We start from the raw sequence: 25,620 nt of genomic DNA, 5'->3' as shown, positions 1-25,620 counted from the left end.
CCGCTGGTCGGGCTGCTTTTCCCCGCTATTCCCCTTATACTGCGCGTTTTATGGCGAGTCTGAGTTCTCTGATGCAAAAGAAAAATATCTATGTAGCCTACACTGGCGGGACAATCGGTATGCAACGCTCGGCGCAGGGCTATATTCCGGTCTCCGGACACCTGCAGCAGCAGCTGGCAAACATGCCTGAGTTCCACCGCCCTGAGATGCCTGATTTCACTATTCACGAATATCAGCCGCTTATCGACTCTTCCGACATGACACCGGAAGACTGGCAGTCTATTGCCGAAGATATTCGCCAAAACTACGATCGATACGATGGTTTTGTGATTTTGCATGGCACGGACACCATGGCGTTTACCGCGTCAGCCCTCTCTTTTATGCTGGAGAATCTGGCTAAGCCGGTGATTGTCACCGGGTCACAGATTCCACTGGCTGAGCTGCGCTCAGATGGCCAGCAAAATCTGTTAAATTCGCTTTATGTCGCGGCTAACTATCCGATCAGCGAAGTATCACTGTTTTTTAATAACACTCTTTATCGCGGCAACCGTACGACCAAGGCCCACGCTGACGGCTTTAATGCCTTTGCTTCGCCAAACCTTTCTGCGCTGCTGGAAGCGGGCATTCATATTCGCCGACTGAATACACCACCCGCCCCGTCCGGTCAGGGCGAGCTCAGGGTCCACACGATTACGCCTCAGCCTATTGGTGTGGTCACAATCTATCCTGGGATTTCAGCAGACGTCGTGCGTAACTTCCTGCGTCAGCCGGTGAAAGCGTTGATCCTGCGTTCTTACGGCGTGGGTAACGCACCGCAGAACAAAGAATTCCTTGCCGAACTGCAGCAGGCCAGCGAGCGCGGCATCGTGGTGGTGAACCTCACTCAGTGTATTTCTGGCAAAGTGAATATGGGCGGATACGCTACCGGCAATGCACTGGAACATGCTGGCGTAATCAGCGGATTCGATCTTACTGTGGAAGCAGCATTGACCAAATTACACTTTTTACTCAGCCAGGATCTGTCGGCCGATCAAATCCGTGCAAGAATGCAGCAGAATCTGCGCGGCGAACTGACTGAAGACTGAAACGGAGCGACAAATAATGAAGCGGGCACTCATCATTATTGATATCCAGAACGATTTTTGCCCAGGCGGCCCAATGGCCGTTCATGAGGGTGACCACACTGTCGAGGTGGCAAATCGTTACGCGCGCATGTTCCGTGAAAACGGTGAGTGCGTTCTGGCCCTGCAGGACTGGCACCCGGCCGATCACGGCAGTTTTGCCTCGATCTCAGGCGAACCGGTTTACACCCTGGGCGAATTAAATGGTCTGGCGCAGATCTGGTGGCCCGATCACGGTATTCAGGGCTCAGCGGGCGCCGATTTTCATCCCGGTCTGGATCGCTCGCTGTTTGATGCGACATTCCACAAAGGCGAAGATCATGATGTCGACAGCTACAGCGCCTTTTTTGACAACGGTCATCGCCGTAAAACCGAACTGGACAGCTGGCTGCGTGAGCGTGGCATTACCCATCTGGTGATGCTGGGGCTGGCGACGGACTACTGCGTGAAATATAGCGTACTGGATGCGCTGGAGCTGGGGTATCACGTTGAGGTGGTTAAAGAGGGTTGCCGCGGAGTCAATCTGAATCCAGAGGACAGCGAGATCGCCTTTGCACAGATGACCGCTCAGGGCGCTATTTTGATTTAAAGATAGAGCTGGCTCGACGCCAGCTCTATTTCGTGCAGATTAGTGCAGATGAATCCGTGTTACATCCGGGTCGATGCCGAACTCTTCTTTCAGTTCTTTTTTCGACTTCATCACCATCTCGCCACCTTTACCGATGGTCATATGCTGTGGCGCGTCGTTGTGCCTTGCCTGCCACATCATTACCAGTTGCAGGCAGTTGTCACGCTGCTCCTGAGTCAGCGCCACACCATCCGGCCACTTACCAATCTCAACCGCCGTCGCCAGCCGCTGATAAACTTCAGGTGTCATTGACGCAAGCATTGCTTCAAGTTGTTCCTTCATTGCCGTTACCCTTTGGTCTGTTCGCCCTGCTCGTCGGTAAAATTCAATGAGGCGGAGTTAACACAGTAGCGTTCGCCAGTCGGTTGCGGGCCATCGGGGAAGACGTGCCCCAGATGCGCATCACAACTGCCACAGCGGATCTCAACACGCTGCATGCCATGTGAATTATCTTCGATGTAACGAATCGCATCATCACTTACTGGCTGATAAAAACTGGGCCAGCCACAGCCAGAATCATACTTGGTCTCAGAGAGAAAGAGTGGCGCCTCACAGACCAGGCAGTGGTAGATCCCTTCCTGCTTGTTGTGGAGCAGTGCGCCGCTGTAAGGCGGTTCCGTTCCGCGCTGCTGTGTCACATAACGCTGCATCTCTGTCAGCTCGGCGATTTTTGCGTCGGTTGCGGTGTCTTTAGCCATTTTAGGATTCCGGGGAAGTGCCATTCTGAAAAATTCGACTATTATTCTAACAAATGATCAACATAACCCGGGTCTTTTTTTGTGCTCACCCTTTCAGCCCGTCTGCTGCTAAGCGGATTTGTGACTTCGATCACCTTTTGTTTCGGGCATCCCTATATATTCGGCGATTGAATCGACGAAGCGCTATATGATGAGCGGCGCGCAAGCGGTTGCGCATCGAATAATTCCTTTCAGGCGAATTGACCTGTCGCAACAATTGACACGATTCCGCTTGACGCCTGGTAAGGTTTTTGTAATTTTACAGGCAACTTTTATTCACTAACCAATAGCTGGTGGAATATATGACTATCAAAGTAGGTATCAATGGTTTCGGCCGTATCGGTCGCATCGTTTTCCGTGCTGCTCAAAAGCGTTCTGACATCGAAATCGTTGCTATCAACGACCTGCTGGACGCGGATTACATGGCGTACATGCTGAAGTATGACTCTACTCACGGTCGTTTCGACGGCACCGTAGAAGTTCAGGATGGCGCACTGGTGGTTAACGGTAAAAAAATCCGTGTTACTGCTGAACGTGATCCAGCGAACCTGAAGTGGGATGAAGTGGGCGTTGACGTTGTTGCTGAAGCAACCGGTATCTTCCTGACCGACGAAACCGCACGTAAACACATCACCGCGGGTGCTAAGAAAGTCGTTCTGACCGGTCCATCTAAAGATGACACCCCAATGTTTGTTCGCGGTGCAAACTTCGACAAATATGATGGCCAGGATATCGTTTCTAACGCTTCCTGTACCACCAACTGCCTGGCACCACTGGCCAAAGTGATCAACGACAAGTTCGGCATCGTTGAAGGTCTGATGACCACTGTTCACGCGACCACTGCAACCCAGAAAACCGTTGATGGTCCATCTCACAAAGACTGGCGCGGCGGCCGCGGCGCATCGCAGAACATCATCCCTTCATCAACTGGCGCAGCGAAAGCCGTTGGTAAAGTTCTGCCAGAGCTGAACGGCAAACTGACCGGTATGGCATTCCGCGTACCTACCCCTAACGTTTCCGTTGTTGACCTGACCGTGCGTCTGGAAAAAGCGGCGTCTTACAAAGAAATCTGTGCTGCAATCAAAGCAGCTGCAGAAGGCGAAATGAAAGACGTTCTGGGCTATGTTGAAGATGACGTGGTTTCTACCGACTTCAACGGCGAAATCCTGACTTCAGTGTTTGACGCTAAAGCCGGTATCGCGCTGAACGACAACTTTGTGAAACTGGTTTCCTGGTATGACAACGAAACTGGCTACTCAAACAAAGTTCTCGACCTGATTGCACTGGTTTCTGCTAAATAAGGCAGCCAGACAGCATTGAGAATAAGGGCGACTTCGGTCGCCCTTTTTTTATCCGTACAGGAAGGAAGCGAACATGCAAGATAAGCTGTTTACTCTGCCGGTGGTTAATCAGATTTCCCCTTACCTCACCCAGCGTCAGGTAGGTGAACTCCCGGCGATTGTCATCAGTCACCCTAAGGTTCGGGCTGCGATCACCCTGCAGGGCGCGCACCTGATCGCCTGGCAGCCAAGCGGTGAGAAGCCGGTGCTCTGGCTGAGCGATAAGAGTCTCTTCTCACCGGGCAAAGCAATTCGTGGCGGTGTCCCCATCTGCTGGCCGTGGTTTGGTCCGGCAGGCGAACCGGCACACGGTTTTGCCCGGATTCAGCCGTGGAAGCTGACTGCGCATGATGAGAATGAAGATGGCGTGATGCTGACGCTGGTGCTGGAGAGCAATGCACAGACGCTGAAGCTCTGGCCGCATGAGTTTACCCTGATTGCCCGCTTCCGCCTGGGCCAGCATTGTGAGATCGAACTTGAAGCCTACGGTGACTTCGAAGCGACAGCAGCGCTGCACAGCTACTTCACCGTCAGCGACATCAACGGCGTTGAGGTTTCCGGTCTGGGCAATAGTTTTATCGACAAGGTGAATAACGGCGAGGCTGGCAGCAGCGACGGCAAGCAACGTTATCCGGGACGCATTGACCGTATCTTTACCGCCGCAGAAGATTGCTCGGTGATCAATGATACGGCGGATCAACGGCAGATTGAGGTTTATCACCATCACCACAGTGACGTTGTCACGTGGAATCCAGGTGTGGAACTCTCCTGCAGCATGTCGGACATGGCGAATGAGGGTTATAAAACCATGGTCTGCGTGGAGACGGCGCGCATCAGTAAACCGTTACGCAGCGCAGGTGAGAAGCCAGCACGCCTGGCCACGACTTTCCGCCTGAAGAAGAAAGCCGCAGCGGGCGACAAGGTCAGCGGCTAAACGATATCCAGCGGTAACTTATGCTGTGGTGCTGGCCAGGCACGATCGATGAGCTGCAACTCTTCATCGGTCAGGACGACCTCCAGTGCCGCAGCATTTTCCTGAACGTGAACGACTGAGCTGGCTTTGGGAATGGCAATCACCCCAGGCTGACGAATGACCCAGGCCAGCAGAAGCTGCGCGACGCTGATGCCCTTCTGCTGTGCAATCTGCGTCAGTACCGGGTCGGTAAAGAGTGAGTCACGCAGCCTTCCTGCCTGTGCCAGCGGACAGTAGGCCATTATCGGCATCTCACGCTGCTGACATGCCGGCAAAAGATCAAATTCAATACCGCGTGACGCCAGATGATAGAGCACCTGATTGGTCGTACACTGACTTCCTTCCGGTTCATCCCACAGTTCTGCCATATCGTCTGTGTCAAAATTCGAGACGCCCCAGTGACGGATCTTGCCCTGCTGCTGCAGGCGTTCCATGGCCCGCAGGGTCTCTTCCAGTGGAACATTACCGCGCCAGTGCAACAGGTAAAGGTCAAGATAATCGGTCTGCAGACGGCGCAGGCTGCGCTCACAGGCTTCAATAGCATCCACTTCGCCTGCATTCCACGGATAGACTTTTGATACCAGCAGCGCCTTGTCGCGACGCCCCAGCATGGCCTGCCCGACCACCTCTTCGGCTCCGCCGTCGGCGTACATTTCGGCGGTATCAATCAATTGCAAACCACATTCAAGACCTGCCTGCAGTGCAGCGATTTCAGCGGAACGCTGCGCCGGATTCTCGCCCATGTACCAGGTGCCCTGGCCAATGACCGGCAGATTGTTGAAGTCAGCAAAGTTAATCGTGTTGCGCATTCTGCTCTCCCGCCCCCTTTCGGGGCCCTGTAAAAGAACAGAGGGCAATAGATGCCCTCTTTTGGTGCGAATGAAGCGTTATCAGAAGGTGTAGCTGATACCCGTCCAGATTAACGCCTGCCCGCTTTTATCAATCATTGGGCTGTCTTTGATTTCGCTGTCAAAGCGCGTGTAGCGTCCTGTGAGGCTGGCATTCCACTGCGGAGAAATCTGATAGCTGGCATTCAGCTCAACGTAAGGGGACCAGCTGTCATCAGGGGTATAGCGACTGATACCGGTCCGGGCGCTTTCATGGCCGGATACACCGTAGTAGTAACGGTTTTGATTGGCGCTGTTCCAGATAGCACCAATGCCCGGAGTAAGACTGAAGTCGCCCATCTCAAAGCGATATAGGTAGGTTAAATCCCACATCATCCCGTTGCTGTTGTTCAGCACATCGCCCAGTAATGAAGTACGGACGATACCCCAGTCAGCAACGTGACGATACGTTGCGCCACCCATCAGCGTCATACGGCGTTTATCCAGCCCTTTCATGTCGCCCAAGTCATTCTCACTGGGTTTGTACTCCTGCGGTGAACCCAGCAGCGTCAGCGACAGCTGGTTCTGGGGATCTTTCCACAGATAGTAGCCACCCTGCAGGCTGCGGAACCAGAAGTCTTCACCCTCATAGTTGATCACCGGAAGGGGGAGATAGCGATCCTGACCGCCGCGATAAGGTGACTGGGCATAGAGTACCGACGCACCAAGAGAAAGCGGTGCGGCAAAGGCCTGCGAGCTCAGTAAATAACATGGCAGAAGTGCAACAAGCGTCTTAAATTTGAATTGGTTCACAATTTATTCATTCCATAAATATAACAATCAAACAGGAAGTCTAACGTTTTTTTACGGCTGCATTAACTTATATCGAATTCCTTTAAGTTACTCACCAATCAAAGTGGCATTTAAGGTTAAAAACACGTTAAGTTAAAGCATCACCCATATGAACTCATCTCACGACAAACCTGAATTACTCTTGATCTCCCCCTCATTCACCTAAACCCGTGGAGGAAATTTCCTAGAAGCCATCTACAGTTAGAAGTAACAGCATAGAATTTGACCGAGCAGAGTAACCACAAACGTTGTGTATCCCGATAAAAAAGATCAGGTTGGCATAAGGGTTGCTGTACTCAACAGAGAATATCTTCCGGGAGCTGCTACAAGTCATTAATTGTGCTCCTTACCTGTGCTAAAAACGAAAGGACGGGCATCGCTATGAATATATTCGATCACTATCGTCAGCGTTATGAAGCTGCCAAGGACGAAGAGTTCACACTGCAGGAATTTCTTGCTATCTGTAAGCAGGATCGCAGTGCATACGCCAACGCTGCAGAGCGACTGTTAATGGCTATCGGAGAGCCGGTAATGGTCGACACTGCTCAGGAGCCACGCCTTTCCAGAATATTCTCCAACCGTGTGATGGGACGCTATCCAGCGTTCGAGGAGTTTTACGGCATGGAGGAAGCGATTGAACAGATCGTCTCCTACCTGAAACATGCCGCTCAGGGACTGGAAGAGAAAAAACAGATCCTCTATTTGCTGGGGCCGGTCGGTGGCGGTAAATCCTCACTGGCGGAACGGCTTAAGTCGCTGATGCAGCGGGTGCCTATTTATGTGCTCAGTGCTGACGGCGAACGCAGCCCGGTAAATGACCACCCTCTTTGCCTGTTCAATCCGCAGGAAGATGCGCACATTCTTGAAAAAGAGTATGGCGTACCGCGCCGCTACCTCGGCACGATTATGTCGCCATGGGCCGCTAAACGTCTGCACGATTTTGGTGGTGATATTTCACGCTTCAAAGTCGTTAAAGTCTGGCCGTCGATTCTGGAACAGCTGGCGATTGCTAAAACTGAACCCGGCGATGAGAACAACCAGGATATCTCTGCGCTGGTGGGTAAAGTGGATATCCGTAAACTGGAAAACCATGCGCAAAACGATCCCGATGCCTACGGCTACTCCGGTGCCCTCTGCCGCGCGAACCAGGGCATCATGGAGTTCGTCGAGATGTTTAAAGCGCCGATTAAAGTGCTGCATCCGTTACTGACGGCGACGCAGGAAGGAAACTATAACGGTACCGAAGGCATTTCGGCCCTGCCGTTCAACGGCATTATTCTGGCGCACTCCAACGAATCTGAATGGGTGACGTTCCGTAACAACAAGAATAATGAGGCGTTCCTTGACCGTGTCTATATCGTCAAGGTGCCCTATTGCCTGCGGGTCTCTGAAGAGATCAAAATCTACGACAAGTTGCTAAACCACAGTGAGCTGGCGACCTCGCCCTGCGCACCTGGCACGCTGGAAACGCTGGCACGCTTCTCTATCCTGTCGCGCCTGAAAGATCCTGAGAACTCCAGTATCTATTCCAAAATGCGGGTGTACGATGGTGAAAGCCTCAAAGATACCGACCCTAAAGCGAAGTCCTGGCAGGAGTATCACGACTACGCCGGTGTGGATGAGGGGATGAACGGTCTCTCGACCCGCTTTGCCTTTAAAATCCTGTCACGGGTGTTTAACTTCGACCACGCTGAAGTGGCCGCCAACCCGGTTCATCTGTTCTATGTGCTGGAGCAGCAGATTGAACGTGAGCAGTTTCCACAGGATCAGGCAGAGAAATACCTTGAACATCTTAAAGGCTATCTGATTCCTAAATACGCTGAGTTTATCGGCAAAGAGATTCAGACTGCTTATCTGGAGTCCTACTCTGAGTATGGTCAGAACATCTTTGACCGCTATGTCACTTATGCTGACTTCTGGATTCAGGATCAGGAGTATCGCGATCCCGATACCGGACAGCTGTTTGATCGTGAATCGCTCAATGCGGAACTGGAGAAAATTGAGAAACCCGCTGGCATCAGTAACCCGAAAGACTTCCGTAATGAGATCGTCAATTTTGTGCTGCGCGCCAGAGCACATAATAATGGTCGCAATCCAAACTGGACCAGTTACGAGAAGTTACGCACGGTAATTGAGAAGAAAATGTTCTCGAATACCGAGGAGTTACTGCCGGTGATTTCGTTCAATACCAAGACCTCTACCGATGAGCAGAAAAAACATGATGATTTTGTCGATCGCATGATGGAAAAAGGCTATACCCGCAAACAGGTTCGCCTGCTGTGTGAATGGTATCTGCGTGTGCGTAAATCGTCCTGATAGAGGTAAGCTTGCCGGTAAGTGATACCGGTCTGACAGGGTCGGGTGCGCCCGACCTGCTTACAATGTAGTTTGGGGGAATACCATGGCCTATTTCATCGATCGCCGGCTTAACGGTAAGAACAAGAGCGCGGTTAACCGCCAGCGCTTTCTTCGCCGTTATAAGTCGCAAATTAAGCAGTCGATCTCCGAGGCCATCAATAAACGCTCGGTGACCGACGTCAGCAGCGGCGAGTCCGTCTCTATACCTATTGACGACATCAATGAGCCGATTTTCCATCAGGGACGCGGCGGAAATCGTCATCGGGTCCATCCGGGTAACGACCATTTTGTGCAGAATGACCGTGTTGAGCGTCCACAGGGCGGCGGCGGCGGTGGCAGCGGACAGGGTAATGCCAGTCAGGATGGTGAAGGACAGGATGAGTTTGTCTTTCAGATCTCGAAGGATGAGTACCTTGACCTGCTGTTTGAAGATCTTGCCCTGCCTAATCTGCGCCGCAACCAGCATCGTCAGCTTAATGAATATAAGACTCACCGTGCCGGTTTCACCTCTAACGGCGTACCAGCCAATATCAGCGTCGTGCGTTCGCTACAGAACTCACTGGCGCGTCGTACCGCAATGACGGCAGGGAAACGCCGTATGCTGCATGAACTGGAAGAGACGCTGCAGGAGATTGAGAAAACTGAACCTGCTCAGTTGCTGGAGGAGGAGCGGCTACGCAAAGAGATCGCTGAATTGCGGGCGCGCATCGAACGGGTGCCCTTTATCGACACCTTCGATCTGCGCTACAAAAACTTTGAGAAACGCCCGGAGCCTTCCAGCCAGGCGGTCATGTTCTGTCTGATGGATGTCTCAGGTTCGATGGATCAGGCCACCAAGGATATGGCGAAACGCTTCTATATCCTGCTTTACCTGTTCCTGAGCCGCACCTACAAGAACGTTGATGTGGTTTATATCCGTCATCACACGCAGGCCAAAGAGGTGGACGAACAGGAGTTCTTCTACTCTCAGGAGACGGGCGGCACCATCGTGTCCAGTGCACTGAAACTGATGGATGAAGTCGTAAAAGAACGCTATGACCCGGCGCAGTGGAATATCTACGCGGCGCAGGCATCGGACGGTGACAACTGGGCTGACGATTCACCGCTCTGTCATGAGATTCTGGCGAAGCATATTCTGCCGGTCGTGCGTTATTACAGTTATATCGAAATCACCCGCCGTGCGCATCAGACGCTGTGGCGTGAATATGAGCATCTGCAGGCAACATTCGATAACTTTGCCATTGAACATATTCGCGAACCGGAAGATATCTATCCGGTGTTCCGATCGCTGTTTCATAAACAGGCAACGGAAGCCTGACCCACCAGGCCGGTTAATCACCGGCTTTTTTTATCTGCCGAATAACCTGCTAAAACAGTCTGTTTTCTCCCGCTTGCCTGCCAACCCCCTCATTCTTCACATTAATCTGATTCCATACCCTCTTCAGCAATTGGTATAATGATCATTTTCACAATGACAACTCCTTGATAAAACATTATCTTTCAGAGATAGCATGGATATTTGTCAGCAGTTGCTGCAGCGCACTGTCATATCTCAGGAGACCGGGTTTGAACCACACTATTGTCTACAGTCTTTTTATCATCGGTTCCGTGCTGGTAGCATCGAGCATTCTGCTCAGCTCTTTCTCATCCCGACTGGGCATTCCTATTCTGGTTATCTTCCTCGCACTGGGTATGCTCACCGGTGTTGATGGTATCGGCGGCATCGCTTTCGATAACTATCCCGCGGCTTACTTAATTTCTAACCTGGCGCTGGCGATCATCCTGCTGGATGGCGGTATGCGAACCAAAGCCAGCTCGTTTAAAGTCGCGCTCGGGCCTGCGCTGTCGCTGGCCACCGTCGGCGTGATGATCACCGCAGGTTTAACGGGCGTCGTGGCCGCATGGCTCTTTAACCTCGACATGATGCAGGGCTTCCTGATTGGCGCCATTATTGGCTCTACGGATGCTGCTGCGGTCTTCTCACTGCTGGGTGACAAAGGCCTGAATGAGCGCGTCAGCTCCACGCTGGAGATTGAATCGGGCAGCAACGACCCGATGGCCGTGTTTCTCACCATTACCCTGATTGAAATGATTGAACAGGGCCGCAGCGGCCTTGACTGGATGTTCCTGGTGCATCTGGTACAGCAGTTCGGTCTGGGTATCGTATTAGGCCTGGGCGGCGGCTGGGCGCTGCAGCAACTGATAAACCGTATCAGTCTGGCTCCTGGCCTTTACCCGTTGCTGGCGTTGAGTGGCGGCATTCTGGTGTTCGCGCTGACCACGGTATTAGAGGGCAGCGGTATTCTGGCGGTCTATCTCTGTGGCTTCTTACTGGGCAACCGCCCGATTCGTAACCGCCACGGCATTCTGCAGACCTTTGACGGTATGGCCTGGCTCAGTCAGATTGGCATGTTCATTGTGCTGGGCCTGCTGGTCACACCCTCTGATTTGTGGCACATCGCGGTGCCAGCCATGCTTCTTTCGCTGTGGCTCATTCTGGTGGCACGTCCGCTGTCGGTCTTTATTGGCCTGCTGCCATTTCGCAACTTCACGACCCGTGAACGGGTCTTTATCAGCTGGGTCGGCTTACGTGGTGCGGTACCGATTATTCTTGCGGTCTTCCCGATGATGGCAGGCTTAGAGAACGCTTCGCTCTATTTTAATATCGCTTTCTTCGTGGTGCTGGTCTCCCTGATGCTGCAGGGTACATCACTGGGCTTTGCTGCCAAAAAAGCCAAAGTGGTGGTGCCGCCAACCGCTTCACCTATCAGCCGTGTGGGTCTGGATATTCATCCGGAAAATCCCTGGGAGCAGTTCGTCTACCAGCTCAGCGCCGACAAGTGGTGTGTCGGTGCCGCACTGCGTGACCTGCAGATGCCACGAGAGACGCGTATCGCCGCCCTTTTCCGTGACAATGTGCTGATGCATCCCAATGGCGGGACGCGTCTGAAAGAGAACGACGTTATCTGCGTCATTGGCCGCGAGCGCGATCTTCCCGCGCTGGGCAAGATGTTCAGTCAGTCACCGCCGGTTTCGCTCGACCAGCGCTTCTTCGGCGACTTTATTCTGGATGCAGAAGCTCGCCTGCGCGATGTTGCGCAGATTTACGGACTGGAACTGGATGAGAGCACGAATGATCAGCAGTCACTGGGACAGCTGGTTCTGGCTATGCTCGGCGGTTCACCGGTGGTCGGCGATCAGGTGGAGTGGAATCAACTGACATGGACTGTTGCTGAGAAAGAGGATAACCGTATTGTGAAAATTGGTGTCCGGCCAGCGGAAGAGAAGGAATAATCCTAATGATTCAGCCACGTTATTTTCTCTCAATACGCTAAGCTTAACGTTCTACGCCAGTAAAAACGGGAGAAATGAATGGGACACGTGGTTAAAATTGGTCGTTATGAGATTGTTGATGCCGATCTTGGCGGTGAGAATCCGGACACTGTCAGTATCCCCTGTCACACTAATCCCGGTTTAATTACGCAACTTGATGGCTGGGATCGTGATACCAGCGTCCCGGCCTGGATTGACGGTGAACCGGTGAATCTGCAAATCGGCCATTACGATAAACAGCAGGACCGCTGGATTTTAAAGAAACCTGCCTGATGCGCGATCATTACCGCCAGTCGTCAGATTCGGCGGTAATTCCTAAAAAGCGTCTTAAACAGTTTAGTTATAACTGACCCCTTCCTTATTTTATCTAATTAAATCCACAAGTTAGCTATTTAAAACTTTAATCAGTTTTGATGTTTTCAGATTTTTTCCGTATTAACTCTGTCAAATAACTCCTGCATACTCATTCTCGATGCTGCAACATTCCGTGATTATCATCACGCTTTAATCGTTATCTTTTTTGCAGCTGAACTGGCTTTACTGACTGCAACAGACTGAAAATTATTTTTTAATTTTTCAGAGGCCCACTCCTGAGCGCGCACCTGATTCTGGTCAGGCCATCTTTTACTTGAGAAAGAGAGCAGGTTTTATGGCAAGTACATTGATAATGAATAGCCCGAGCCGCTCATGGAGCGGCACGCGTAAAAATATCATCGTGAAATTCGCCCTGAGCTTTTCCGATCTGATTGCACTTAACCTGGCACTGTTTTTATCTGCCGCGACGATACAAGGTATTTGGGGCGAGCTGGATACCTTTATTCCACCGCACCAGATCGAATATCGTTTCGTGGCACAGTTTATTATGTCAGTAATGTGTACCGGCTGGTTCTGGGTACGTCTGCGTCACTATACTTATCGCAAACCGTTCTGGTTTGAGCTTAAAGAGATCGTTAAAACATTATTTGTTTTTTCACTGCTCGACCTCGCACTGATCGCTTTTTCTAAATGGGACTTCTCCCGCATGGTGTGGGTCTTCAGCTGGACATATGCCCTGCTGCTGCTCCCACTGATGCGTGCTCTGGTGAAACGCGCCATCAACAAGGCGGGCCAGTGGCAGAAAGAGACCATCATTATCGGTTCCGGCCGCAATGCCACCGAAGCTTATGCGGCGCTGCAGAGTGAAGAGATCCTGGGCTACAACGTGCAGGCCTTTATCTCGGTTGATGATGTTCCTGCCCAGCAGAGCGTGAATGGCGTGCCCGTTATCACCTGGAAAGACATTAACTGGCAGACCATTGACCGCGATAACGTGCAGTTTATTGTTGCCATGGAGTATGAGCAGCAGCCAATGCGCGATCGCTGGCTGAAATTCCTGTCAAAGATGAACTGCCGTTCAGTCTCGGTGATCCCTACGCTGCGCGGTGTACCGCTTTATGGTACGGACATGTCCTTTATCTTTAGCCATGAAGTGATGATCCTGCGCGTCAGCAACAACCTGGCGAAACACTCCTCCCGTTTCATGAAGCGTGCCTTTGATATCGTGGTGGCGTCAATGCTGCTGCTGTTCCTTGGCCCGATCTTCGCCCTGCTCTGCTACATGGTGAAACGCGATGGCGGCAATGCAATTTATGGTCACGAACGTGTGGGCCAGAATGGCAAAAAATTCAAATGCCTGAAATTCCGTTCCATGGTGACCAATTCAAAAGAGGTGCTGGAGAAATTACTGGCAACCAGTGAAGAGGCGCGGATTGAGTGGGACAAAGATTTCAAACTGAAAAACGACCCGCGCGTGACCCGTATTGGTAGCTTCCTGCGAAAAACCAGTCTGGATGAGTTACCGCAGTTATGGAACGTGATCCGCGGCGAGATGAGCCTGGTGGGTCCGCGTCCGGTTATCGAAGCGGAGCTGGAGCGTTATGCGGGTGATGTGGACTATTACCTGATGGCCAAACCCGGCATGACAGGTCTTTGGCAGGTCAGCGGACGTAACGATATCGACTATGACACTCGCGTCTACTTTGACTCCTGGTATGTCAAAAACTGGGCGCTCTGGACCGATATCGCGATCCTGTTTAAAACCGCAGGGGTGGTATTACGCCGCGACGGCGCCTACTAGGCCTTTAATGCGATGCCTGTTTACAGCAGGCATCGCACTTTCCGCACGACTTCCTCTATCTTTTTTGCCTCTGAATCATTACCCTCTTCGATCGTTTTTCAACAGAACGTTACCCTCTGGTTGTTATGCAAAAATTTACGCTGCTGTTATTAAGCCTGGTGCTGCTGGCACCCTTAGGCATTGATCTCTATTTGCCCACGCTGCCACAAATCGCAGAAGGGCTGGATACGCCGGTTAATCTGGTTCAGACCACGATTCCGCTGTTTCTGCTGGTCATGGGGCTGGGACAACTGGTCACGGGTCCGCTGGTGGACAACTATGGCCGCAAGCCGATTGCCCTGCTGGGACTTGCGCTTTACATCGCCGGCAGTGCTATCGCTGCCACGGCGACGTCATTCCCGCTGTTCGTCGTTGCTCGTCTGGTGCAGGGCTGTGGCGTCTGTTGTAGCGCCGTTGTCGCCTTTAGCGGCGTGCGCGACCGCCTGAGTGGCGATGATGCCGCACGCGCCTATGGATTCCTGAACGGCGCACTGAATATCGTTCCGGCACTCGCTCCGTTACTGGGTGGCCTGCTGGCCAGCGCCTTTGACTGGCGCGCGCCCTTCTGGTTCCTCTGCGCCTATGGTCTGCTGATTACGCTGCTGGTGATTATCTGGCTGCCCGAGACGCGCCCGGCAGATACCCTGCGGGTGAAAGGATTACCGGTTAAGCAGTACGCTGAAATCCTGCGTCAGCCGCGTTTTCTGGCGTTCGCTTTTGCCAATGCCGGTGCGCTGGGCATGGTGCTGACCTACGTGTCACTGGCACCACAGGTATTAATGACCGAAGGCGGCCTGACGCCGATCCAGTTCTCGTTTGCTTTCGGGGCCAACGGTTTCTGGATTATGTTTGTCAGCATGTTTGTGAATAAAGCGATTCGCAAAGCGGGTCGCCCTTTCTGTCTGGCAATGGGTTTTTTAACGATGCTGCTGGGCGCGGTGCTACTGATGGCGGGAACGCAGATATTTCCGGCGGAAATGCAAACACACTGGGCGCTCTACATGTTCCCGGTGGCGGTATCGGTTGCCGGACTGGCCTTTACGGTAGGACCCGCCACCAGCTATGCGCTGGAGCCGTATCAGCAACAGGCAGGCGTGGCGTCCGCCCTGCAGGGATTTATTCAGATGGCTGGTGGTGCAGCAGGCAGCCTGGTAATCGTTGCGCTGCCGGTGGCGGAGAAGCTCTCGCTGAGCCTGATGATGCTGCTGGGTGCAGCGCTGGCGTTTATCGCCTGGCGCTGCAGCAGAAAGATGCGCGGCAGCCTGACCGCGCTTAAATAACGGTGACCGGAACGCGGGGTGCCAGGGCGCACATCAGCTCATACCCTACCGTTCCGGCTGCTTTTGCGACCTGATCGATTTTCACCTGCTCACCCCACAGTTCAACGGCTGAGCCAATGCCAGCCTGAGGGCAAGGCGTTAAGTCCACGGTAATCATATCCATGGAGACGGCTCCCACCACCTGCGTCATTACACCATCGACGCAGACCGGCGTGCCGGTTGGGGCATGACGCGGATAGCCATCAGCGTAACCGCAGGCCACCACGCCAATCCGCTGCGCCGTGCTGGCATGATAGCGATAGCCGTAACCCACGCCATCGCCAGCCTGTAATTGCTGAACCGCGATAATCTCACTGCTTAAGGTCATCACCGGCTGCAGGCCACTGCCTGCAATGTCCTGCCAGTTACCGCTGGGCGATGCGCCATACAGAATGATGCCAGGACGAACCCAGTCAAAATGCGCTTCAGGATGCCATAAGGTGCAGGCGGAGTTAGAGAGCGATCGCGGGCAGCTCAACCCTTCTGCCGCCTGCTCAATGCGCTGCAGCGGTGCAACTAAACCCTGCGAATTTTCAGCATCGGCGAAATGCGCCATCAGCGTCATCTCACCGACATTGCTCAGCGCCCGCAGTTTCTGCCACGCGCCGTTGACCTGCTCCGGGCGAAAGCCCAGACGGTTCATCCCGCTGTTCATTTTGAGATAAATATCAACCGGGGCAGAGAGTTGGGCACTGGCCAGTGCTTTGATTTGCCAGTTGCTGTGCACACTGGTAGTCAGACGATAGCGATCGATTAACTGCAAATCTTCTGGCTGGAAAAATCCCTCCAGTAACAGAATCGGTTTTTTCCAGCCCTGCTCACGCAGCTGAATCGCCTCCTCCATATTAAGCAGTGCGAAGCCGTCAGTGGCAGATAACGCCTCGCGGACGCGTTCAATACCATGGCCGTAAGCATTCGCTTTCACCACTGACCAGACGCGGGATGCAGGTGCCGCCTGGCGAACGACCGCCAGGTTCTGACGTAACGCCTGCTGATTGATGGTAGCGATAATCGGACGTGACATCCTCTCTCTCCCTGAAGACTTAACGAGTTGCGTTGGCGTTACGCAGCGGCGATGACGTCGCCGCGAAACCGGGTAAGTAGCGGAACACCGCTAAGTCATCCGCCGCAATGGCAGGCTTTTTACCGGAGATGAGATCGGCCAGCAGCTGACCAGAACCACACGCCATCGTCCAGCCCAGCGTACCGTGACCGGTATTGAGCCAGAGATTAGAAATTGGCGTGGCACCCACAATCGGCGTACCGTCTGGCGTCATCGGACGCAGCCCGGTCCAGAAACTCGCCTGCGCGACATGACCGCCTTCAGGATAGAGATCACTGACGACCATCTCCAGCGTTTCCCGACGTGCTTCAGTGAGTCTGGTGTTAAAACCAACAATCTCTGCCATGCCACCCACACGAATACGATCGTCAAAACGGGTCACCGCCACTTTGTAAGTCTCATCCAGAATGGTCGAAACCGGCGCAGCGTCAGGGTTTTTAATCGGAATGGTCAGAGAGTAGCCTTTTAGCGGATAGACCGGGATATCAATGACATTTTTTAACAGCGCGGTGGAGTAAGAACCAAAGGCCACCACATAACTATCCGCCTTGATGATCTCCTCACCACACTTCACACCATAAATACGATTGCCATCGCGCAGCAGGTGGTCAACCGGGGTGTTAAAGCGGAAAACGACGCCCGCCTCTTCGGCCATTTTTGCCAGACGCTGAGTGAAAAGCTGACAGTCACCGGTTTCATCGTTGGGCAGCCGTAATCCGCCAGTGAGTTTATGCTGCGTTGCCGCCAGAGCTGGCTCAACGCGTGACAGTTCATGCGCCTCTAACAGCTCATAGGGCACGCCCGCGTCGCGCAGCACGGCAATATCTTTGCTGGCGCTGTCAAACTGCTGTTGAGTGCGGAACAATTGTAATGTTCCACCCTGACGACCTTCATAGGCGATGCCGGTCTCAGAACGCAGCGCTTTCATGCAGTCGCGACTGTACTCGGCAATCCGTACCATGCGGCTTTTGTTCTGCTGATAGTGGGTGATGTCGCAGTTACGCAGCATGCGCCACATCCACTCCAGCTGAAAACTGCTGCCATCCAGCCGGATAGCCAGCGGCGCGTGGCGCTGAAACATCCACTTCACGGCTTTCAATGGCACGCCTGGCGCGGCCCAGGGTGCGGCATAACCGGGTGAGATCTGACCGGCATTACCCGCGCTGGTCTCCATCGCCGCCGCGGGTTGACGATCGATGACGGTCACCTGATGTCCGGCGCGCGCCAGATACCAGGCGCTTGCCACTCCCACCACACCACTTCCAAGAATTACAACGTGCATAGCTCCCCCACCCGGCATGTAAAAGCATAATTCACTGTTAAGAAGATGATAGTCAGCGGATTTACACAGCGGACATCACCCCATAAATTCAGCATCCATTTCACATCTTTTTCACTTTTCAGGTAACTAAAATCTTGCTGCCCGGCTAATTTCAGCGCTTTATGCGCCTTAATCACGAAAGACAGAAATAAATGACAACAGTGGCAGTTAAATCTGCGCATTGCAGGAGAATCCTTCAACCCCATACATTCCGCTTATAAACAGGATGATATTCCGCATTTTAAATTAATAGTCGCATCAAAGGCTGTTAAATTCTCTGCTGCAACACTCTTAATGATTTTGTGCCAAAGAATTCATTTGAGTTCGCATTTCGGATAAGCGACAGTGGGCTATCATTGTTGTGTTCGCTCAGTTTTTTTCGGGTTCCCTTTTTCAGGACGAAGCCTTAAATAACCAGAACGGGTTGTCTTTCGGGTCAGCCGGTTTGCAAAAAAGAGGTGCGCTATGACGACAATCTTTGACGAAGCCATCAGAGACAGCAAACGACTCAATGACGGACCAGACTGGACATTCGAACTGCTTGATGTCTATTTAGCAGAGATCGACCGGGTGGCTAAACTCTACCGGCTTGATACCTACCCGCACCAAATCGAAGTGATCACCTCTGAACAAATGATGGATGCCTATTCCAGCGTCGGCATGCCCATCAACTATTCACACTGGTCATTCGGTAAAAAGTTTATCGAGACCGAGCAGCGTTATAAGCACGGTCAGCAGGGGCTGGCCTATGAGATTGTCATCAACTCGAACCCCTGCATCGCCTACCTGATGGAAGAGAACACCATGACCATGCAGGCGCTGGTGATGGCGCATGCCTGCTATGGTCACAACTCATTCTTCAAAAATAATTATCTGTTCCGCAGCTGGACCGATGCCGGCTCAATTGTCGATTATCTGCTGTTTGCCAAAAACTATATCAGTGACTGCGAAGAGCGCTATGGCGTCGAAGAGGTCGAGCGACTACTCGATTCCTGCCATGCCTTAATGAATTATGGCGTCGATCGCTATAAACGCCCGCAGAAGATCTCCCTGCAGGAGGAGAAGGCGCGCCAGAAAAGTCGTGAAGAGTATCTGCAAAGTCAGGTAAACACCTTGTGGCGCACGCTGCCACGACGTGAGACCGAGGCGGTGGCTTTTGAAGCCGCACGCTACCCTTCTGAGCCGCAGGAAAACCTGCTCTATTTTATGGAAAAAAACGCCCCGCTGCTGGAGTCCTGGCAGCGTGAGATCCTGCGCATCGTGCGCAAGGTAAGCCAGTATTTCTATCCACAGAAACAGACCCAGGTGATGAATGAGGGCTGGGCAACCTTCTGGCACTACACCATCCTGAATCACCTGTATGACGAAGGCAAAGTGTCGGAACGCTTTATGATGGAGTTCCTGCACAGTCACACCAATGTGGTGTTTCAGCCGCCCTATAACAGTCAGTGGTACAACGGTATCAACCCTTACGCCTTAGGGTTTGCGATGATGCAGGACATCAAGCGCATCTGTCAGTCGCCAACGGAAGAGGACCGCTACTGGTTCCCGGATATCGCCGGTTCCGACTGGCTGGAAACACTGCATTTTGCGATGCGTGAGTTCAAGGATGAGAGTTTTATCAGCCAGTTCCTGTCGCCGAAAGTGATGCGCGATTTCCGGCTGTTCACTGTGCTGGATGATGACCGCAATAACTATCTCGAAATCGCCGCGATCCACGATGAAGCGGGTTACCGGGCGATTCGTCAGCAACTTTCCGCACAGTACAACCTGAGTAATCTTGAGCCTAACATTCAGGTTTACAACGTTGATGTGCGCGGTGACCGTTCGCTGACACTGCGCTATGTGCCGCAGAGCCGCACGCCGCTGGATAAGAGCCGTCGCGAGGTGCTGAAGCATGTGCATCGCCTGTGGGGGTTCGATGTGATTCTGGAACAGCAGAACGAGGATGGCAGTGTGGAGCTGCTGGACCGCAATCCGCCACGCGGTTCTTCACTTTGAGGGTTCAGTTGAAGGTGACGGCTTAGAAACAAAAAACCGGACGCGATGTCCGGTTTTTTTAACGTTTGTTGCCGAGATCGTCAGGCAAGTTTTTCTGCATGCTGTGCCAGATTTCACCGCTGCGGCGACCATAGTTGCGCACCACATCCACAATCTCATCCTGTCCTGGTTCTTTATCGCACAGCGCCAGAAGCTTAAGATAGAAATCGCGCGCGACCTGGCGAGCTTCCGGGTTAGAGAAGTAGTGACGACCAACGCGAGTATAGAGGCCTTTCAGGCCATTCAGAATCAAACCATAAATCGGGTTACCTGACGCAAATGCCAGGCCACGGAACACCCGATAATCAAGTTCGGTATAGGCATCAGCCTGATCGGCTGCGGCACTGACTGTCTCCAGCACTTCACGGGCTTTATCAGGATGATGGCGCAGCGCACGGCTGATAAAAATCGATGAAATGTTGCTGCGGACAGACAGCAGGTTGTCGATTAACACGGGAACGCTGTCGTGATCGAGACGGGCCAGGGTTTCCAGAATATTGAGGCCGGAGGTCTCCCAGAAATCGTTTACCCGTGTCGGTTTGCCATGCTGAATCGTCAGCCAGCCATCGCGTGCCAGTCGCTGCAGCACCTCACGCAAGGTAGTGCGCGTTACCCCAATCAATTCAGAAAGCTCACGCTCAGCAGGAAGAATCGATCCGGGCGGAAAGCGACTGTTCCAGATGCTTTCAATAATATACTCTTCAGCAAATCCCGCTGGACTCTGAGCCTTTATAACCATAGCAATGTGTTCTCGTTGCTTTTCTCATCATGATGGGGACTCATCATACCAGACGCCCTATAGCGGATATAGCCTGCGTACTCATTAAACCGGGCGTAGTCGCATATTTCAGAATGGCTGACAATCTAATCTGCTGCGCAGAGACAACCGTCATCAGAACAGTTTTATGGGCTGAAACAACCTGTGTCCCCGAACAGCATAATGGCGTTCTGAATGCGTGGACTGTTCGCGCAGGATAGTTGCTGCCAGCCGTTTCACTGACTGCCTTATGCGACCCACTCTCTCCGCCTGACTGATTTCAATCGCCGTGCTGATGCGACCTCCGCGGCGATAGCCTCTGCAGATCCTCATTTAACCTGTTCTGGATCAGAATCAGGTCATGTTTGCACACGATTTTTCCTTGCGACTGGCTGGTTTGCAAACGCTTTTGGTTTACACTGCGTGGCATTAACGTTTACAGGGAATGCAATATGTTGCGATATCTGAATCAATGTTCACGGGGGCGTGGAGCCTGGTTATTACTGGCACTGACGGCGCTTGCACTGGAATTGACGGCACTCTTTTTTCAGCATGTGATGGGCCTGAAGCCCTGCGTAATGTGTATCTATGAGCGTAATGCCCTGTTTGGTGTGCTGGGTGCGGGTCTGGTGGGCGCAATTGCGCCTAAATCGCCGTTGCGTCTGGGCGCGCTGGCCTTGTGGATCTACAGTGCCTGGGAAGGACTGCGTCTCTCCTATGAACATACGATGATTCAGTTGCACCCTAACCCCTTCACCACCTGTGATTTCGCCGCACGCTTCCCCAGCGGATTACCGCTGGATAAGTGGATGCCATCCGTGTTTCAGGCTACCGGTGATTGCGCTGATCGCAGCTGGACGTTCCTGACGCTCAGCATGCCACAGTGGATGATTGTGGTATTCGCCGGTTATCTGCTGGTTGCGGCGCTGGTACTGATTACCCAGCCACTAAAACCAAAACGTCGCGATCTCTTTAGTCGCTGAGATCAGGAAAGGCTGCCAATGGCAGCCTTTTTTTCATATCCCGACTCACGCGACGCGTTTAGCCGTTGCGATCGGGGCGATCGATAATGTGATCTTCCCAATCCCGCACTTCACTCTCGCGCACGGCAATATACCTTACAGAAATACGCTTCGCGTGCATGGCGGTTTTAGAACCGGCTCGCAGCGGATGCCAGGCGGGGAGATCTTTACCTTCACCCAGCAACCGGTATGCACAGGTACGCGGTAACCAGTTAAACGTGGTCAGATTTTCGCGCGTTAACTTGATGCAATCCTCTTCAAGTTCGAAGCGGCGCTCATAGTTGCGGCACTGGCAGGTTTTAATATTGAGCTGATTACAGGCGACATTGGTGAAGTAGATCTCATCGGTGTCTGCGTCCTGTAACTTGTTCAGGCAACACTGTCCACAACCATCACACAAGGATTCCCATTCCTCATCGCTCATTTGTGCCAGGCGTTTTTGTTGCCAGAAAGGGGTGTCTGTCATGATGATTTGTCCGGGTTGTGCCTAAACCGCACCTTATAAAGCCTATGCTGCGGTGATGCAAGTTTTTAGAGTACGCGCGTGCTGATGCCGTGACCCGCCAGGGAGACTTCCAGCTGATCACCCGAGCGCATCGGGCCCACCCCTTCTGGCGTACCGGTCAGAATCACGTCGCCGGCGCGCAGGGTAAAGTAGTGGCTCATGTGGGCAATCAGCGGCAGGATTTTATGAATCATATCTTCGGTGTTACCGTGCTGCCGCACTTCACCATTCACCACCAGTTTCAGTTCAACATTCTGCGGATCGCCACTGAAGTCTGACACCGGGATAAAACCGGAAACCGGACAGGCGTTATCGAAACCTTTGGATTTTTCCCAGGGCTGGCCTGCTTTTTTCAGCCCGGACTGCAGATCACGCAATGTCAGGTCCAGCGCCACGCCATAACCTGCAATCGCTTTAGCCACATGTGCCTCCGTCGCCTGCTTCAGCGTCCCGCCAATCAGCACGGCCAGTTCGACCTCGTGATGAACTTCGCCAAATGCGTCGGGAATAGAGAGCGGCTGGCGTAAATCACACAGCGCTGTTTCCGGCTTGATAAAGATCACCGGCTCAGTCGGGGTTGCGCTGCCCATTTCTTTAATGTGTTTTGCGTAATTACTGCCCACGCAAACCACTTTACTGACCGGAAAATCTAACAGAGCGCCTTGCCAGTTACGATGCTGATACATGCTCATCCCCTGTTCAGGTTAGGTGTGATGCCAGCGCTGCTGGCGGGTTGATGTTTGCTTTTGTGTTGATCGAAATGCCAACCTCATGGCGTGATAATAAGATCCTTTTAACGGTCCGGGGGATGGAATTTGTCAAAAAGCGTAAATGGCGGCGCTGAGGTGCTGAATAATCGTACAAATCAGGCGAAAAAAATGGGCAGGAAATTCAGAAACGGGTGAAACAGATAAGCTGCGCCGTTAATTTTACGCAGCGTCGGGCAATATTATCCTGCCAGGATGACGCCGACAGGATTTATATTTACAGAAGAATCTGAGTTAAACTTTTTTATCAGCCTCTAAATGAATTTTTAGCAGACTTTCAATCGGCGGAGGAAGTTGCAAATAATAGCCCTGCTCACTCAACCCCTGCTTAACTTTATTGATATCTGCATTTGCCAGCCTGTCGCGGCCCGCCAGCTTTAGCACCATCGCCAACTGCGGCTTGCCAAACCCTTTCAGCAATTCTTCAGGAACGCGCGAGAAATCGTCCTTTTTTTCTACATAGAGATAAGTCTGGTCACGTAACGGGCTTCTGTAGATCACACAAAACATATTTTTTACTCGAATTAACCGGCGTTGAGGCTTGTCTGAATATAGCTGTAACTATAACATGCTTGCAGAACTTCGAATATTCACCGTTAGCGCTTCAGTGATGATTTTATCATCGGCTTGCTAACGGTAGTGAAAACAGGACTGAGTCGGGACAGATGTCGCAAACGCCAATCGAATTCAAAGGTAGCAGTTTCACCCTATCTGTCGTCCATTTGCACCACCATGACCCTGCGGTGATTCGTAAGGCACTTCAGGACAAGATTGATCAGGCTCCGGATTTCCTGAAAAACGCACCGGTTGTACTTAACGTCGCCACATTGAGTGCCGAGGTTAACTGGAAACAGTTGCAGCAGGCGATTCTCGCCACCGGTTTACGTATTGTCGGCGTAAGCGGCTGCAAAAATGACGCACTGAAACGCATGATATCCCGGGCAGGCCTGCCAGTTCTGGCAGAAGGCAAAGAGTCCAGACCGCGTGCAGAAGCGCCACCACCCGTGCCAGTTCCTGAACCGCTGCCGGTGGTCACCGAAACGGTGGCAACGAAAACACGCATCGTGAACACGCCGGTGCGTTCAGGCCAGCAGATTTATGCGCGTGACGCTGATTTGATTATCACCAGCAGCGTCAGCGCCGGCGCCGAACTGGTCGCCGATGGCAACATTCATATTTACGGCATGATGCGCGGTCGCGCACTGGCGGGTGCCAGTGGTGATCGCAATTGCCAGATTTTTTGTACCAACCTGGCCGCCGAGCTGGTCTCGATTGCCGGAGAGTACTGGATCATGGATCAGATCCCGCAAGAATTTTTTGGTAAAGCCGCGCGTCTGTGCCTGCAGGATGGCGCGCTGACTATCCAGACACTTAATTAGGCCCCTTTTCTTTTGTTAAGGAAATCAACATTTATGGCACGCATTATTGTAGTTACATCCGGTAAAGGGGGCGTTGGTAAGACCACGTCAAGCGCGGCCATCGCCACCGGTTTAGCGCAGAAAGGCAAAAAGACGGTCGTTATCGACTTTGATATCGGTCTGCGTAATCTGGATTTGATCATGGGTTGTGAACGCCGCGTGGTTTATGACTTCGTCAACGTTATCCAGGGCGATGCCACGCTGAACCAGGCGCTGATTCGCGACAAACGCACTGAGCAACTCTACATTCTGCCCGCCTCGCAGACCCGTGATAAAGATGCGCTGACTCGCGAAGGTGTTGAAAAAGTTCTGAACGACTTAGCCGCTATGGAATTCGATTTCATCGTCTGCGATTCACCGGCAGGGATTGAAACCGGTGCACTGATGGCGCTCTATTTTGCTGATGAAGCCATTATCACTACGAACCCGGAAGTCTCATCTGTGCGTGACTCCGACCGTATCCTCGGTATTATTTCGTCTAAATCGCGTCGTGCGGAAAACAGTCAGGATCCGGTGAAGGAGCATCTGCTGCTGACCCGCTATAACCCTGGCCGGGTTAACCGTGGCGATATGCTGAGCATGGAAGATGTGCTGGAGATTCTGCGCATTCCTCTGGTTGGCGTGATTCCTGAAGATCAATCGGTGTTACGTGCCTCTAACCAGGGTGAACCGGTGATTCTTGACGGCGAATCTGATGCTGGCAAAGCCTATGCCGATACCGTTGAACGGTTGCTCGGTGAAGTACGCCCCTTCCGCTTTATCGAAGAAGAGAAGAAGGGTTTCCTGAAACGCCTGTTCGGGGGATAAACCATGGCATTACTTGATTTCTTTTTATCCCGGAAGAAGAACACTGCCAACATAGCCAAGGAAAGGCTGCAGATTATCGTGGCAGAACGGAGAAGGGGCGACAGTGAGCCCCATTATCTTCCGCAACTTAAGCGCGACATTCTGGAAGTGATTTGCAGATATGTGAAGATCGATCCAGAAATGGTGACTGTGCAGCTCGATCAGAAAGGTGACGATATCTCGATTCTGGAGCTGAACGTAACGTTGCCGGAAACGGATGAAGTGACTAAATGACGCT

General features: G+C 52.5%; 25 protein-coding genes. 15 read left to right on the top strand and 10 right to left on the bottom strand.

The window, feature by feature from the left end; all coding sequences use genetic code 11:
- Positions 1-71: 71 nt before the first annotated feature.
- On the top strand, positions 72-1,085 hold the full coding sequence (gene ansA, locus IAI47_RS08965) for an asparaginase (protein ID WP_008925303.1): 1,014 nt from the start codon (positions 72-74) through the stop codon (positions 1,083-1,085).
- 16 nt (positions 1,086-1,101) lie between these two features.
- Positions 1,102-1,710 (top strand): bifunctional nicotinamidase/pyrazinamidase, encoded by a 609-nt coding sequence (gene pncA, locus IAI47_RS08960; RefSeq protein WP_003852752.1) that lies wholly within the window; start codon positions 1,102-1,104, stop codon positions 1,708-1,710.
- Positions 1,711-1,749: 39 nt separating this feature from the next.
- Here pncA and IAI47_RS08955 read toward each other — a convergent pair whose 3' ends face one another.
- Positions 1,750-2,031, bottom strand: a complete 282-nt coding sequence (locus tag IAI47_RS08955) for a YeaC family protein (RefSeq protein ID WP_003852750.1) — start codon at positions 2,029-2,031, stop codon at positions 1,750-1,752.
- A 5-nt stretch (positions 2,032-2,036) separates the two neighbouring features.
- Complete coding sequence (msrB, locus tag IAI47_RS08950) at positions 2,037-2,447, bottom strand: peptide-methionine (R)-S-oxide reductase MsrB (protein WP_003852748.1); 411 nt, start codon at positions 2,445-2,447, stop codon at positions 2,037-2,039.
- A gap of 341 nt (positions 2,448-2,788) precedes the next feature.
- On the opposite strand from msrB, the gene gapA reads away from it, so the two are divergent.
- Both gapA and IAI47_RS08940 read left to right on the top strand, forming a co-directional pair.
- On the top strand, positions 2,789-3,787 hold the full coding sequence (gapA, locus tag IAI47_RS08945; RefSeq protein ID WP_003852747.1) for a glyceraldehyde-3-phosphate dehydrogenase: 999 nt from the start codon (positions 2,789-2,791) through the stop codon (positions 3,785-3,787).
- 73 nt (positions 3,788-3,860) lie between these two features.
- Positions 3,861-4,760, top strand: a complete 900-nt coding sequence (locus IAI47_RS08940) for a D-hexose-6-phosphate mutarotase (protein WP_003852745.1) — start codon at positions 3,861-3,863, stop codon at positions 4,758-4,760.
- On the opposite strand, the gene IAI47_RS08935 is transcribed toward IAI47_RS08940, so the two are convergent.
- Together IAI47_RS08935 and IAI47_RS08930 are read right to left on the bottom strand one after the other, a co-directional pair.
- Positions 4,757-5,608, bottom strand: a complete 852-nt coding sequence (locus IAI47_RS08935; RefSeq protein ID WP_008925304.1) for an aldo/keto reductase — start codon at positions 5,606-5,608, stop codon at positions 4,757-4,759. The two genes, IAI47_RS08940 and IAI47_RS08935, sit on opposite strands and share 4 nt — an antisense overlap.
- An 81-nt stretch (positions 5,609-5,689) precedes the next feature.
- Entirely contained in the window at positions 5,690-6,439 is a 750-nt protein-coding gene (locus IAI47_RS08930; protein WP_008925305.1) for a MipA/OmpV family protein, read from the bottom strand.
- 420 nt (positions 6,440-6,859) lie between these two features.
- Here IAI47_RS08930 and yeaG point away from each other — a divergent pair, with 420 nt between their 5' ends.
- The 6 genes from yeaG (at position 6,860) to IAI47_RS08900 (ending at position 15,604) form a co-directional block, all read left to right on the top strand.
- Entirely contained in the window at positions 6,860-8,794 is a 1,935-nt protein-coding gene (gene yeaG / locus IAI47_RS08925) for a protein kinase YeaG (RefSeq protein WP_003852739.1), read from the top strand.
- Positions 8,795-8,879: 85 nt separating this feature from the next.
- Positions 8,880-10,154 (top strand): YeaH/YhbH family protein, encoded by a 1,275-nt coding sequence (locus tag IAI47_RS08920; RefSeq protein ID WP_003852738.1) that lies wholly within the window; start codon positions 8,880-8,882, stop codon positions 10,152-10,154.
- Between the two features lie 248 nt (positions 10,155-10,402).
- Positions 10,403-12,130, top strand: coding sequence for a potassium/proton antiporter (locus tag IAI47_RS08915; RefSeq protein ID WP_003852737.1), 1,728 nt, complete (start codon positions 10,403-10,405; stop codon positions 12,128-12,130).
- 78 nt (positions 12,131-12,208) lie between these two features.
- Positions 12,209-12,442 carry a DUF1480 family protein gene (locus IAI47_RS08910; RefSeq protein WP_003852736.1) on the top strand — a complete coding sequence of 78 codons (234 nt, stop codon included), beginning with the start codon at positions 12,209-12,211 and terminating at the stop codon, positions 12,440-12,442.
- 376 nt (positions 12,443-12,818) lie between these two features.
- On the top strand, positions 12,819-14,285 hold the full coding sequence (gene wbaP / locus IAI47_RS08905; RefSeq protein ID WP_008925307.1) for an undecaprenyl-phosphate galactose phosphotransferase WbaP: 1,467 nt from the start codon (positions 12,819-12,821) through the stop codon (positions 14,283-14,285).
- A 125-nt stretch (positions 14,286-14,410) separates the two neighbouring features.
- Positions 14,411-15,604, top strand: a complete 1,194-nt coding sequence (locus IAI47_RS08900; protein WP_008925308.1) for a multidrug effflux MFS transporter — start codon at positions 14,411-14,413, stop codon at positions 15,602-15,604.
- On the opposite strand, the gene dadX is transcribed toward IAI47_RS08900, so the two are convergent.
- Positions 15,597-16,667, bottom strand: a complete 1,071-nt coding sequence (gene dadX, locus IAI47_RS08895; protein ID WP_008925309.1) for a catabolic alanine racemase DadX — start codon at positions 16,665-16,667, stop codon at positions 15,597-15,599. The two genes, IAI47_RS08900 and dadX, sit on opposite strands and share 8 nt — an antisense overlap.
- A gap of 19 nt (positions 16,668-16,686) precedes the next feature.
- Positions 16,687-17,988: a D-amino acid dehydrogenase gene (locus IAI47_RS08890; RefSeq protein ID WP_008925310.1), complete on the bottom strand. Its 1,302-nt coding sequence runs from the start codon at positions 17,986-17,988 to the stop codon at positions 16,687-16,689.
- 504 nt (positions 17,989-18,492) lie between these two features.
- Here IAI47_RS08890 and IAI47_RS08885 point away from each other — a divergent pair.
- Entirely contained in the window at positions 18,493-20,028 is a 1,536-nt protein-coding gene (locus IAI47_RS08885; protein WP_003852729.1) for a SpoVR family protein, read from the top strand.
- A 58-nt stretch (positions 20,029-20,086) separates the two neighbouring features.
- Here IAI47_RS08885 and fadR read toward each other — a convergent pair whose 3' ends face one another.
- A complete protein-coding gene (gene fadR / locus IAI47_RS08880) occupies positions 20,087-20,806 on the bottom strand; it encodes a fatty acid metabolism transcriptional regulator FadR (protein WP_003852726.1) in 720 nt (239 codons plus the stop codon).
- A 470-nt stretch (positions 20,807-21,276) separates the two neighbouring features.
- Here fadR and dsbB point away from each other — a divergent pair, with 470 nt between their 5' ends.
- Positions 21,277-21,807, top strand: a complete 531-nt coding sequence (gene dsbB, locus IAI47_RS08875; protein WP_008925312.1) for a disulfide bond formation protein DsbB — start codon at positions 21,277-21,279, stop codon at positions 21,805-21,807.
- 58 nt (positions 21,808-21,865) lie between these two features.
- Here dsbB and IAI47_RS08870 read toward each other — a convergent pair whose 3' ends face one another.
- The 3 genes from IAI47_RS08870 to IAI47_RS08860 all read right to left on the bottom strand — a co-directional run bounded on the left by IAI47_RS08870 (position 21,866) and on the right by IAI47_RS08860 (position 23,628).
- Positions 21,866-22,312 carry a YcgN family cysteine cluster protein gene (locus IAI47_RS08870; protein WP_003852723.1) on the bottom strand — a complete coding sequence of 149 codons (447 nt, stop codon included), beginning with the start codon at positions 22,310-22,312 and terminating at the stop codon, positions 21,866-21,868.
- A 65-nt stretch (positions 22,313-22,377) separates the two neighbouring features.
- Complete coding sequence (locus IAI47_RS08865; protein WP_003852721.1) at positions 22,378-23,037, bottom strand: fumarylacetoacetate hydrolase family protein; 660 nt, start codon at positions 23,035-23,037, stop codon at positions 22,378-22,380.
- Between the two features lie 315 nt (positions 23,038-23,352).
- On the bottom strand, positions 23,353-23,628 hold the full coding sequence (locus IAI47_RS08860; RefSeq protein ID WP_003852719.1) for a YcgL domain-containing protein: 276 nt from the start codon (positions 23,626-23,628) through the stop codon (positions 23,353-23,355).
- Between the two features lie 155 nt (positions 23,629-23,783).
- Here IAI47_RS08860 and minC point away from each other — a divergent pair, with 155 nt between their 5' ends.
- The 3 genes from minC to minE are packed head-to-tail and all read left to right on the top strand — an operon-like array spanning position 23,784 to position 25,616.
- The gene (gene minC, locus IAI47_RS08855) at positions 23,784-24,497 is read left to right on the top strand and encodes a septum site-determining protein MinC (RefSeq protein ID WP_008925313.1); all 714 of its coding nucleotides are present in this window, start codon (positions 23,784-23,786) and stop codon (positions 24,495-24,497) included.
- Positions 24,498-24,530: 33 nt separating this feature from the next.
- A complete protein-coding gene (minD, locus tag IAI47_RS08850; protein WP_003852716.1) occupies positions 24,531-25,343 on the top strand; it encodes a septum site-determining protein MinD in 813 nt (270 codons plus the stop codon).
- 3 nt (positions 25,344-25,346) lie between these two features.
- On the top strand, positions 25,347-25,616 hold the full coding sequence (gene minE / locus IAI47_RS08845) for a cell division topological specificity factor MinE (protein ID WP_008925314.1): 270 nt from the start codon (positions 25,347-25,349) through the stop codon (positions 25,614-25,616).
- Positions 25,617-25,620 lie beyond the last annotated feature (4 nt).

The organism is Pantoea sp. MT58 (assembly GCF_014495885.1).
Classification (GTDB): domain Bacteria; phylum Pseudomonadota; class Gammaproteobacteria; order Enterobacterales; family Enterobacteriaceae; genus Pantoea; species Pantoea eucalypti.
Note: the sequence above shows the minus strand (reverse complement) of the source record. Positions and strands in the feature narration are given on the sequence as shown.